Genomic DNA, 11,548 nt, shown 5'->3' on the forward strand with positions numbered 1-11,548 from the left:
AGGGAGAACCTCATGTCCGGTTTGATGAGGGGGAGCTGAAATGAGTAGGCGACCCAAAGGGGTCGCTGCAAAATTTCAGTTCTCTACTCTACAAATTCTATCGACAAAAAAAGCGAAAGTGATCTGGCAAGTTTTGACAGACTTTGAAATAAATATAGGTATATACTGGTTTCATCAATCATTGGATCATAATAAATCACAACGAGGAGGGGATGGAATCTGACTGTCTATGCAGACGTAGTTTTCCTCCTCAATGGATTGTTTGATTTTTTACTACTTTGGCTTACATCAGCGATCAGGAGGCAGCAAACCAAAGTATGGCGCTTGCTCACTGCTGCTGTGATTGGAGGGGGTTATGCTACACTTCATCTCTGGCCACAGTTTCAAACCATTTACTCATTTCCGGTAAAAGTGATGATTTCACTGGTCATGATATGGATTGCCTTTGGATTTATCCATCTTTTTGCTTTTATGCGAAATTTGGGTGTATTTTATTTTATTTGTTTTGTCACAGGAGGTGCGATGATTGCCCTTCATTTTATTCTGACAGGTGAGAGTCAGACATCTGGAGGAATTTTTTTTACCGAAACCCGTACGGGCTGGGGATCACCTGTATCTTGGGGATTTATTTTAATTGGCTTTCCACTGGTATGGATGTATGCCAAACTTTCTTTTCGCACATTGGAACAACAGCAGCACATTCACCGTTTTTTGTTGCCCGTTCGCATTCAGGTTAAAGGGAAACAGTTGGAGTGTACAGGCTTGGTTGATACAGGGAACCAGCTACGTGATCCGATTACCAGAGCACCTGTCATAATGGTCGAGCTCAAACAACTCGAAGAAAAGATTCCTGCGTCTCTCATTGATATGGTCAAAGAAAAAGACTGGGAACAAGGTTGGGCTCATCTGCCTCCGGAATGGATGGTGAAAGTAAAATTAATTCCTTATCGGGTAGCCGGTGGCGAAACAGAAATGATGATTGCTTTTAAGCCTGACCAAGTAGAGATCTGGCAAGATGACGGGTGGAATAATGTGGGTAGAGTGCTCATAGGAATAGATGTCGGGTGTCTATCATCAGATGGAACTTATCAAGCCATTATTCATCCTGCTTGTGTATCCGCTGTCAGTTAGCACTTATTTCAAGAGGAGGCGTTTACATGCTGGTCAAATTCAAGCTATTTGTTCAGCTGTTTTGGTATCGGTTTTTGTTTCAACTCGGGTTTAAAGGAGAAGAAATCTATTATATTGGTGGAAGTGAAGCTCTGCCTCCCCCTCTGACACGAGAGGAAGAAGAACATCTGCTCAATCGGTTGCCATCTGGAGATGCAGCGGTCAGGGGAATGCTAATTGAGCGAAATTTACGACTGGTCGTATATATTGCACGAAAGTTTGAAAATACAGGAATTAACATTGAAGATTTAATTTCAATTGGTACCATTGGTCTGATTAAAGCAGTAAATACTTTCGATCCGCACAAAAAAATCAAACTGGCCACTTATGCCTCGCGCTGCATTGAAAATGAGATACTGATGTTTTTGCGTCGTAATAATAAAATACGTTCCGAAGTTTCATTTGATGAACCACTCAATACAGATTGGGATGGGAATGAATTGCTATTATCTGACGTGTTGGGAACAGAAAATGATACCATTTATCGGGATATTGAAGATCAAGTTGACCGGAAAATTTTGCACATGGCTTTATCCAATTTGTCAGATCGTGAACGGAAGATTATGGAGTTGCGATTTGGCCTTGATGGTGGAGAAGAAAAAACCCAAAAAGATGTAGCTGATATGTTGGGAATTTCTCAATCTTACATTTCTCGCCTGGAAAAACGGATCATTAAGCGATTGCGTAAAGAATTCAATAAAATGGTATAATTTCATGTTAAATACATCTGATTATAAAATTCCCTTCTCAGGAGATACTTAACATGAAACCATCCTGAGGAGGGAGCTTCATGGCGCGAAACAAAGTAGAAATATGTGGAGTAGATACATCCAAATTACCGGTTCTAAAAAATCCAGAGATGCGAGTATTGTTTCGCGAGCTGCAAGCTGGTGATCGTTCTGCCCGGGAAAAGTTGGTCAATGGTAACTTGCGTTTGGTGTTGAGCGTAATTCAGCGTTTTAATAATCGCGGTGAATGCGTAGATGATTTGTTTCAAGTAGGTTGCATTGGCTTGATGAAGGCCATCGATAACTTTGACCTGAGCCAAAATGTAAAGTTCTCTACATATGCGGTTCCCATGATCATCGGTGAAATACGTCGTTATTTGAGGGATAACAATCCAATTCGTGTCTCCCGTTCTTTACGAGATATCGCTTATAAAGCTTTACAAGTAAGAGATAATCTGACCAATCGTTATTCTCGCGAACCCACTATCCATGAGATTTCTGAAGTGCTGAATGTTCCTAAAGAGGATGTAGTTTTTGCTTTGGATGCGATTCAAGATCCTGTTTCTTTATTTGAGCCTGTTTACCAGGACGGAGGAGATCCTATTTTTGTCATGGATCAACTTAGCGATGATCGAACCAAAGATATCCAATGGCTGGAGGAAATCGCTTTAAAGGAAGCGCTGAGTAAGTTGAATGATCGAGAGAAGATGATTTTGTCTATGCGTTTTTTTGAAGGAAAAACACAAATGGAAGTAGCAGAAGAAATTGGTATATCACAAGCGCAAGTTTCTCGATTGGAGAAAGCAGCGATTCATCAAATGTATAAATATATTCATTAATCATATGATGTGTTGTTAAAATTAGCGACTCTCATATTGAAAAAGATAACTGTTCCAACATGGGTGATCCGTTGGAACTTTTTTTATATTCTTGCGAGCGAGAAAACCCCTGGCTTCAGCTATGGGGATGAGAGCGAGCGTCGGATGAGTGAGGTCATTAGCCCTTGTGCCAAGTCCGGCGAGTTTTCAGAAAGGTATTTGCAACCAAATGTTCCACTGTTAAAATACAGTCAGTTGCTCCTTGACAAGGGATAGCATATAGGGTTGTGCAAGCCAATCACCTTGCACGTAAAATGCTATGTGTATGGACTGGCTAGACTGAAAGGCGAAAACCAAGCAATAGGTCTAGCCTGTGACGTAGCAATTCAAACTGTTTAACCGTGGGGCCCACGGGGTTAGCTTGGTCAACTTCCTGTCAGTGAACGGGATTACCCAAGAATCCCCTGCGTTTACGCATGGGAGTGGTCAATTGTGATTGCTCTTGTACATTTCCCCTTATTTCTTCATATATATAAATCAAACAGTACAGGGAGCGAAGTGATTGTAATATGATTAAAATTTCCGAATTGCAATCCAAAGATGTTGTCAATATTACGGATGGCCGCAAGCTTGGGCAAATTCATGATTTGGAGCTGGATTTGCGTTTAGGGACCATCAAGGCAGTCATTGTGCCCAGTGAATCCCGTTTTTTTGGATGGTTTTCAGGAGGACAGGAATGGATCATCCCTTGGAAGCAGATTGTCAAAATTGGTTCAGATGTCATTCTTGTTCGCTTGGATGGACGGGACTCTCACACTTATTTGGGACGGCCACTGTTACAATCACCTGTCGATGAAACAAATATTTCTAGCTAATGCAAAGTAGATATATTCCATTTTTAAAATAATACACGGATTTAAAGAGAATAAAGGTAACCGATCCTGCCCTTTGTCTATGTTTGGAGTTATGATAAGATGAAACGAGGAGGGGAGTATATGGAACCATTTGTATATCAAAATATGGGAGGGTTACCTCTTTTTTCTTTAGATAGCTGGCAAAAGGAGTTTCCACATCTGGTCGTTGGATTCAGTGCACGTAACGACAAAGAAGACTGGAATGCTTGTAATTATGCTCTCCATGTTGGCGGAAATCCGGAACGAGTGATTCACAATAGAAAAAGATTGGCCAATGAGTTGGGAATGTCGTTTGCTTCGTGGACTTGTGGGGAACAAGTACATGGAGTACATATTGAAATCGTCCATTCAAGTCAGCGCGGAAAAGGCTGTGATACTCGTGAGACCGCTTTTCAGGATACAGATGGTTTGTTAACCGGTGAATCAGATGTATTGCTTACATCTTATTATGCAGATTGTGTACCTTTATACTTTTACAGTCCAGATCTGGACTGGATTGGTGTGGCTCATGCCGGTTGGAAAGGAACGGTGGGAAAGATCGGTGTACGTATGGTAGAAAAGCTACTCGAATTAGGGGCCGATTTGAATCATATTCGGGTAGCGATCGGTCCTTCCATCGGTGCATGTTGTTATGAAGTGGATGAGCGAGTGATTCATCCACTGCAAGAGGCACTCAAAACCAAAGAGTTGCCGTCAGAATTAGCGAAACCGAATCCAAATGGAAAGTGGCAATTGAACTTGAAACAAGCGAATGCAGCTATCTTAAGAAGAATAGGGATCAATCCGCGTCATATCTTGATCTCATCCTGGTGTACAAGCTGTAGTACCGATCATTTTTATTCTCATCGTCGTGATCAGGGAAAAACCGGTCGTATGGTTGCATGGATTGGAAAGAAGGAAAGGGGATCTTCATGAACGAATTAATTTATCGTTGGGATCAAATTCGAAGCAAGATACATCAAGCTTGTCAGCGGGCCAATCGGGATCCAAAGAGCGTTCATGTTGTCGCCGTCACAAAATATTTGGATTTGGAAGGAACGAAACAGGTTCTGGATGCAGGATTGGAACATATTGGTGAGAGTCGGGTACAAGATGCGGTTCCCAAATGGAAACAGTTGGGTGAACGGGGTATATGGCATTTTATTGGACACTTGCAAAGAAATAAGGTGAAAGAAGTAGTCGGGCGGTTTCAGTATCTTCATTCACTGGATCGATTTTCTTTGGCTGAAGAAGTGAACCGACGTGCTAACCAGAAAGATACAGTGATTCATTGTTTTCTCCAAGTGAATGTATCCGGAGAAGAATCAAAATTTGGGATTTCTCCAGATGAACTGGAAGATTTTTCAAAAGAAGTGGCGAATTTGTCTCATATCGAAATCGCAGGGTTAATGACGATGGCTCCGAAAGTAGAGAACCCGGAAGAAGTTCGGCCTGTTTTTCGTGAATTAAAACGATTGCAACAGCAATTACAAAAGTTGGATCATCCTCGTTTGGGAGTTCCTCATTTGTCGATGGGCATGTCTCAAGATTTCGAAATAGCCATCGAAGAGGGAGCTACTTGGGTCAGGATCGGATCCGTTCTCGTAGGAGGATATCAACGGGGTGATCAACAATGAGGGAGGGTTAATACGTATGAGCATGATGAATCGGATTAAAGGTTTTTTCGGTGTGAATGAAGACGATGAACATTACGAAGAAGAAGAGGAAGTGGATATGGAGACACATCATACACCACCGCCAAAAGGGAAGAGCAATATTGTCTCTTTACACACACAGAAAAATATTCGTTTAGTCCTGTTTGAACCCCGGGCCTATGAGGAAACGCAAGAAATAGCGGATAATCTGAAGTCTCATCGCCCTGTTGTTGTTAACTTGCAACGTGTTCGGCGAGATCAGGCTCTACGCATTGTTGATTTTTTAAGTGGAACTGTTTATGCTTTGGGAGGGCAGATTCAGAAGCTGGGACCCCATATTTTTATTTGTACCCCTGCCAATGTGGATATTCAAGGAACGATTACGGAAATGCTACATGATGATACGCTCTAATGTGGTAGGATTGAGGTGACAAATCTCGGATGACAGCCCTTGTTACGATAAATGCGATACTGAATTGGGCAAGTTATATCTACCAGATCTTAATTGTTATCTATGTTTTTATGTCATGGTTACCAAATGTAAAAGATTCATCGATCGGATTTTTGTTAGCACGAATTTGTGAGCCCTATCTTTCTGTGTTTCGTCGCATTATACCACCCATTGGGTTTATAGATCTTTCACCGATCTTGGCCATTATCGCTCTACCCTTTCTTGTAGATGGATTGCAGATAGTCATTCAGTATATTGTTGGGGTGTTTATCTAATAAAATGGTAAAAAAGGATCCAGCTCTATTGGTGCATTTTCGGCCTGATGAGCATGCTTTTGTAGAAAGAGCATGGGATTGGGTTGATCGGGCGGTAAACAGATCACAACCGATTACCACATTTTTCCTGAATCCGAGAGAGCAATATATTTTAGAAACGTTCGTGCGACGTGAATCCGAATTAATATGGATGCTAAATGGGGGCTATGAATCTGCTGAAAGATGCCGGATGGTCATTAGCCCCACTTATATTTCTATTCAACCCGATTGGTTTCAGTTGGGTTTTTTACGGATTGAACCGATCGGAAAAGGGAGTTTGGATCATCCTGATGTGCTTGGGGCATTATTGGGGTTAGGGATAAAAAGGGAGATGCTTGGAGATTTGCACCCACATCCTACAGGGTGCGATTGTGTGGTAGCGAAGGAAATGGTTGACTATATTTGTGCACAGTTGCACCAAGTGGGCAAAAATAAGGTGAGTATAAAAGAAATTTCTGCCCATGAATTATATGTTTCCAAGCAAGAATATCAGACTCGTACAGTGATTGTCTCTTCTTTGCGACTGGATGCTTTATTGGCTGAAGGACATTCGTTCTCCAGATCCAAAGCTGTTACCCTCGTCAAAAGTGGAAGGTGTAAAGTAAACTGGAAACAAGTTGAAAACCCTTCTTATCAAGTAGAAGTGGGCGATATGATTTCTTTGAGGGGATTTGGACGAATTCGAATCAAAAGTATTGAAGGTTTAACGAAAAAGGGAAGAAATATTATTTTATTGGATTACTTAATTTAAACAATAACACCTTTTTCTGGTTATAGGTAGCATTTGAGCAGGATATCTGTTAATATTGTCGAATAGAAGAGGCATCCAAAGTAATCCAGGAGGTGCGGATATGGCATTAACAGCATATGATATACACAATAAGGAGTTTAAGCGTTCGTTTCGGGGATATGATGTGGATGAGGTAAATGATTTTCTTGATCAGATTATTAAGGAATTTGAGATTTTAACGCGTGAAAAATTAGAATTGGAACAGCAAGTGGAAGAGTTGCAAGCTGAGATCGATCGCCTCTTGCAAGGAGACTCGTCCATGTATACTGGACAGCAAACAGCGATGCAACCATCCAATCAAGGTACACAACGTTTCTCTGCAGTAACACCAGAAACGGCTCCATTACATTCGCCAATGCAAAATCAAAACAATCAGCAGTATACAGGTATGCAACCAGCTGTTCCTGCGACGAACGCTCCAGCTCCTATTTCGCAAATGTCTCTTTCTTCTATGGAGCAAAGTATTCACAAGTCGATTCGTGTTGCTCAAGAGGTAGCTGAGGAAGTAAGGATCAATGCAAAGAAAGAAGCAGAGCTTATCGTTCAGGAAGCCGAGAAAAATGCGGATCGTATCATTAACGAAGCATTGCAAAAAGCACGGGCTATTCATAGTGAACTGTTGGATTTGAAACAAAAAGCAACTGTTTATCGAGCTCGTTTCCGTACATTGGTTCAGTCCCACTTGGATATTCTGGAGAATTCGGATTGGGAATCACTTGAAGAGCTTGAAACCAATTTGGAAGAGCGTGGCAAACAACTTGAGCAATTTGCAGAGCGTAGCCATACGAACAATGAGCAATACTTGCTGGAAAGTCCACAACATCAATTGGTGGATCATCAACAAGGCAATATGAATATGATGGATTATCAACAAAATCAATATCAATCACACAATCAATTCCAAAATAACTATCAAAACCAGTATCAGAACCAATTCCAACAACAATCTCATATGCAGCAGCAAAATATGCAAATGCCATCGAATGACTTCAGAAATAATAACGACTTTAGAAATAATGATTTCAAAAACAACGAGTTTAAAAACAATGAATATCGTACGGTGGATGAATCACAAAGTGTCATAGATGAAGTGGCCGCTTCTTATATGGAAGAAGAAGAGGAACCACGTCGTGAATTGAGAAGAACAGCTCGGAAGCTGAAGAAAAAAGCGATGTTTTAAGGTTTTTTGATGGATCGTTCCGCTCTCAAAATGGTAGATGAATTGTTGGGAAATTTGTGGTATAATTCCAGACAAAGATGAATGAAAATATTGGATGACTAGTTAAAATGATAACTGGATATGGGGAATGGTAAGGAAAGGGAAGAGTAAATAGAGTCACTCGTGCTACAGCGAATTAGGGATGGTGGAAGCCTAATCCGAGTGTCTATTGAAAATCGCCCTGGAACCGTCGCCTGAAATAACAGTAAGGTGGACCGAGTCATTCACGTTACGAATGATGGAGTGGTTTCGAGATGAAAGTTTTTTTTATTTCGAAACTATTAGGGTGGTACCGCGGGAGCCTTCTCGTCCCTAGAGGATGATGAGGGCTTTTTTTTATTTTATGGAAAGGGAGTGTGAAAGAATGGTCGATTATAGCAAGACCTTGAATTTGCCGAAGACAGAATTTCCGATGCGCGGAAATTTGCCAACCAGAGAGCCAGAGATGCAAAAATGGTGGGATGAGATCAACATTTATAGACAAGTGAGAAAGAAAAGGGAAGGCCAACCGAAATTTATTTTGCATGATGGGCCGCCTTATGCCAATGGAGATATTCATATTGGACACGCGTTAAATAAAGTATTAAAAGACTTTATTGTACGATATAAGTCGCTCAAAGGATTTGATGCTCCGTATGTACCTGGTTGGGATACACATGGCTTACCCATTGAACATGCTGTTGTAACCAAAAAGAAAGTAGACCGTAAACAAGTAGATGCTGTTGAATTTCGTGAGAAGTGTAAAGAATATGCTCTTTCCTTTGTGGAAAAACAAAAAGCACAGTTTAAAAGGCTAGGAGTATGTGGGGATTGGGAGAATCCGTACATCACTTTGCTGCCTGAATATGAGGCACAACAGATCCGCATTTTTGGGGAGATGGTGAAAAAAGGCCATATTTACCGTGGATTAAAAACCGTTTATTGGTCCCCATCTTCCGAAACTGCTTTGGCTGAGGCAGAGATCGAGTATTATGACAAGCGTTCTCCTTCTATCTATGTAGCTTTTCCTGTTAAAGATGGAAAGGGAATTTTACCAGAAGACAACACATTTGTAGTAATCTGGACAACTACGCCATGGACTCTTCCAGCCAACTTGGGTATTGCCCTCAATGAAGAGTTTGAATATAGCTTGGTACAGGTAAATGATCGGAAATTTGTTCTCGCTACAAAACTGGTGGATGAAGTAATGAAAGTTTGCGAGATGAGTGACTATCAGGTTGTACAAACCTGGAAAGGAAAAGAACTGGCTGGAGTCATTTGTAACCATCCGTTTTACGATCGGGAAAGCCCCATTGTTTTTGGTGATCATGTTACATTGGATGCTGGTACGGGTTGTGTACATACAGCTCCAGGGCACGGGGAAGAGGACTTTCAGGTTGGACAGAAATATGGTTTGGGCGTGCTTTGCCCGGTGGATGGAAAAGGGCGCTTTACCAAGGAAGCACCTGGTTTTGAAGGGCTGTACTATGATGATGCAAACAAAAAGATTACGGAGCTTTTGCAAGAAAAGGGCCTTTTGCTGAAGCTGAATTTTATTACACACCAATACCCACATGACTGGCGGACCAAAAAGCCCGTTATCTTCCGGGCTACAGAACAATGGTTTGCTTCGATTGATGGTTTCCGGAAAGAAATGTTGGATGAAATCAAAAAAGTGAAGTGGGTACCCAAATGGGGGGAAGTCCGTCTTCATAATATGATTGCGGACCGTGGAGACTGGTGCATCTCCAGACAGCGTATTTGGGGTGTTCCTCTACCCATTTTCTATTGCGAGGCATGTGGTGAACCACATATCAACGAACAAACGATCGAACATATTGCCAATCTGTTTACACAAGAAGGTTCTACTGCCTGGTATGCAAAGAGTGTCAAGGAGTTAATGCCAGAAGGACAGGCTTGTGCCAAATGTGGAGCAACAGAATTCCGTAAAGAAACGGATACCATGGATGTTTGGTTTGATTCAGGAAGCAGCCATGCAGCTGTATTGGAACAACGTCCAGAGCTGAGGTGGCCAGCAGATATTTATCTGGAAGGATCTGACCAATATCGTGGGTGGTTTAATTCTTCGCTATCTACAGCGGTTGCAACAAGAGGGCAGGCACCATATAAGGAAGTACTGAGCCACGGTTTCACTTTAGACGGAGAAGGCCGTAAAATGTCCAAATCGCTTGGGAATACGATTGAGCCACAAAAAGTGATCAATATGTACGGAGCGGACATTTTACGTTTGTGGGTAGCATCTGTTGATTATCAGGCAGATGTCCGCATTTCCGATGCGATCTTAAAACAAATTGCTGAAGTATATCGGAAATGGCGGAATACTTTCCGTTTCTTGCTTGGGAACCTGGCGGACTTTAATCCAGAAACGGATCGAGTCGCTTATCATGAGCTAACTGAACTGGATCGTTACGCTTTGATGAAGCTACAACGCCTGGTTCAACGTGTAAACAAGAGTTATGAAGAGTATGAGTTCCATCAAGTGTATCATTCGGTTCATCATTTCTGTACCGTATTTTTGAGTCAATTCTATTTGGATGTGTTAAAAGATCGTTTATATGTTGAGCCAACAGCAGCACCGATTCGTCGCTCTGCTCAGACAGTCCTTTATGAGCTTTTGACTGCGCTCGTGAAGTTAGTGAGTCCAATTATTCCACATACAGCAGATGAAGTATGGAAACATATTGCTGGCGTGGAAGAAATCAGTGTACAGTTATCTTTATTCCCAGAAGTTCGAAATGAATGGTTAGATGAAGAGTTGGAGAAAAAATGGGATGACTTCCTGGAAGTCAGGGATGTTGTACTGAAAGCCTTGGAAGAGGCGCGGGCAGCTAAGCTGATTGGAAATTCTTTGGGAGCAGCCTTGGAGATCACACCAGATCAAGCAACTTATGACCTCTTGAGTCAATTAGACCGTTTAGATCAGTTATTCATCGTCTCACATGTAGAAATATTGCCACCATCTGCCGAAGGATCTAAAGATCAAAAAGTAGAGGTAAAAGTAAAAGTAGCTGAAGGCGAGAAGTGTGAACGGTGTTGGGTAATCTCGCCTACCGTTGGGTCTGATTCAGAGCATCCAACCTTGTGCAGCCGTTGTGTGTCTGTCGTTAAAGATCATGATCCTGAAATCTGATAGGTTCTTTCTTTCATTGACAAATGCGAGACACCTGTAAACTTTTTCTGCGTCGTGAGCAGTTTACTTTAGTCAATATGGCAAGAACCAGAGGGGCTGACTTTTAACTTATTGAGTCAGCCTCTCTATCATGAATCGACTGGAAGGAGCGGTATTGATTCTGCAAAATTCAGATACATAAAAGCAGATTTTTGCTTCTCCCATGCAGTTAACGCTTGCAGAGAAACAGAAAAAAATGTAGAAAAACCTGTTGACTTTGATTTTAGATCGTGATATATTATTCACTGTCGCCGCGAGATGCGGTGAAATGAATAAAAGAAAGTGTTCCTTGAAAACTAAAGAGCGAAACATGACCTCGTTGATTCGATAGAGCAAATCAA

General features: G+C 41.6%; 12 protein-coding genes and 1 other annotated feature. All 12 genes read left to right on the forward strand.

The window, feature by feature from the left end; translation table 11 throughout:
• The first annotated feature begins 40 nt into the window (after positions 1-40).
• The gene (locus tag BMZ78_RS17755; protein ID WP_093231732.1) at positions 41-223 is read left to right on the forward strand and encodes a hypothetical protein; all 183 of its coding nucleotides are present in this window, start codon (positions 41-43) and stop codon (positions 221-223) included.
• Positions 220-1,131, forward strand: coding sequence for a sigma-E processing peptidase SpoIIGA (spoIIGA, locus tag BMZ78_RS17760; protein WP_281244595.1), 912 nt, complete (start codon positions 220-222; stop codon positions 1,129-1,131). Before BMZ78_RS17755 ends, spoIIGA begins: the two co-directional genes overlap by 4 nt.
• A 26-nt stretch (positions 1,132-1,157) precedes the next feature.
• Positions 1,158-1,880, forward strand: coding sequence for an RNA polymerase sporulation sigma factor SigE (gene sigE, locus BMZ78_RS17765; protein WP_093231734.1), 723 nt, complete (start codon positions 1,158-1,160; stop codon positions 1,878-1,880).
• Positions 1,881-1,960: 80 nt separating this feature from the next.
• Positions 1,961-2,737: an RNA polymerase sporulation sigma factor SigG gene (gene sigG, locus BMZ78_RS17770; protein ID WP_093231735.1), complete on the forward strand. Its 777-nt coding sequence runs from the start codon at positions 1,961-1,963 to the stop codon at positions 2,735-2,737.
• Positions 2,738-3,285: 548 nt separating this feature from the next.
• Positions 3,286-3,591 carry a YlmC/YmxH family sporulation protein gene (locus BMZ78_RS17775; RefSeq protein ID WP_093231736.1) on the forward strand — a complete coding sequence of 102 codons (306 nt, stop codon included), beginning with the start codon at positions 3,286-3,288 and terminating at the stop codon, positions 3,589-3,591.
• A 120-nt stretch (positions 3,592-3,711) separates the two neighbouring features.
• Positions 3,712-4,545, forward strand: a complete 834-nt coding sequence (pgeF, locus tag BMZ78_RS17780) for a peptidoglycan editing factor PgeF (RefSeq protein WP_093231737.1) — start codon at positions 3,712-3,714, stop codon at positions 4,543-4,545.
• Positions 4,542-5,246 (forward strand): YggS family pyridoxal phosphate-dependent enzyme, encoded by a 705-nt coding sequence (locus tag BMZ78_RS17785; RefSeq protein ID WP_093231738.1) that lies wholly within the window; start codon positions 4,542-4,544, stop codon positions 5,244-5,246. The genes pgeF and BMZ78_RS17785 overlap by 4 nt, the downstream gene beginning before the upstream one ends.
• A 16-nt stretch (positions 5,247-5,262) precedes the next feature.
• On the forward strand, positions 5,263-5,676 hold the full coding sequence (locus BMZ78_RS17790) for a cell division protein SepF (RefSeq protein ID WP_093231742.1): 414 nt from the start codon (positions 5,263-5,265) through the stop codon (positions 5,674-5,676).
• A gap of 29 nt (positions 5,677-5,705) precedes the next feature.
• Positions 5,706-5,990 carry a YggT family protein gene (locus BMZ78_RS17795; protein WP_093231739.1) on the forward strand — a complete coding sequence of 95 codons (285 nt, stop codon included), beginning with the start codon at positions 5,706-5,708 and terminating at the stop codon, positions 5,988-5,990.
• Positions 5,991-5,994: 4 nt separating this feature from the next.
• Entirely contained in the window at positions 5,995-6,780 is a 786-nt protein-coding gene (locus BMZ78_RS17800) for a YlmH family RNA-binding protein (protein ID WP_093231740.1), read from the forward strand.
• Positions 6,781-6,880: 100 nt separating this feature from the next.
• Positions 6,881-7,999, forward strand: a complete 1,119-nt coding sequence (locus BMZ78_RS17810; protein ID WP_245739933.1) for a DivIVA domain-containing protein — start codon at positions 6,881-6,883, stop codon at positions 7,997-7,999.
• 124 nt (positions 8,000-8,123) lie between these two features.
• Positions 8,124-8,355 (forward strand) — a binding site (T-box leader).
• Between the two features lie 47 nt (positions 8,356-8,402).
• Positions 8,403-11,168, forward strand: a complete 2,766-nt coding sequence (gene ileS, locus BMZ78_RS17815) for an isoleucine--tRNA ligase (protein ID WP_093231741.1) — start codon at positions 8,403-8,405, stop codon at positions 11,166-11,168.
• Positions 11,169-11,548: the final 380 nt, after the last annotated feature.

It is taken from the genome of Thermoflavimicrobium dichotomicum (assembly GCF_900114055.1).
Classification (GTDB): domain Bacteria; phylum Bacillota; class Bacilli; order Thermoactinomycetales; family Thermoactinomycetaceae; genus Thermoflavimicrobium; species Thermoflavimicrobium dichotomicum.

What these genes read in the sequence shown, in the direction of transcription:
- BMZ78_RS17800 (WP_093231740.1), top strand. Translation starts at nt 5,995, where the DNA reads ATGGTAAAAAAGGATCCAGCTCTATTGGTGCATTTTCGGCCTGATGAG.
- pgeF (WP_093231737.1), top strand. Translation starts at nt 3,712, where the DNA reads ATGGAACCATTTGTATATCAAAATATGGGAGGGTTACCTCTTTTTTCT.
- sigE (WP_093231734.1), top strand. Translation starts at nt 1,158, where the DNA reads ATGCTGGTCAAATTCAAGCTATTTGTTCAGCTGTTTTGGTATCGGTTT.
- BMZ78_RS17790 (WP_093231742.1), top strand. Translation starts at nt 5,263, where the DNA reads ATGAGCATGATGAATCGGATTAAAGGTTTTTTCGGTGTGAATGAAGAC.
- ileS (WP_093231741.1), top strand. Translation starts at nt 8,403, where the DNA reads ATGGTCGATTATAGCAAGACCTTGAATTTGCCGAAGACAGAATTTCCG.
- BMZ78_RS17755 (WP_093231732.1), top strand. Translation starts at nt 41, where the DNA reads ATGAGTAGGCGACCCAAAGGGGTCGCTGCAAAATTTCAGTTCTCTACT.
- sigG (WP_093231735.1), top strand. Translation starts at nt 1,961, where the DNA reads ATGGCGCGAAACAAAGTAGAAATATGTGGAGTAGATACATCCAAATTA.
- BMZ78_RS17810 (WP_245739933.1), top strand. Translation starts at nt 6,881, where the DNA reads ATGGCATTAACAGCATATGATATACACAATAAGGAGTTTAAGCGTTCG.
- BMZ78_RS17785 (WP_093231738.1), top strand. Translation starts at nt 4,542, where the DNA reads ATGAACGAATTAATTTATCGTTGGGATCAAATTCGAAGCAAGATACAT.
- BMZ78_RS17775 (WP_093231736.1), top strand. Translation starts at nt 3,286, where the DNA reads ATGATTAAAATTTCCGAATTGCAATCCAAAGATGTTGTCAATATTACG.
- BMZ78_RS17795 (WP_093231739.1), top strand. Translation starts at nt 5,706, where the DNA reads ATGACAGCCCTTGTTACGATAAATGCGATACTGAATTGGGCAAGTTAT.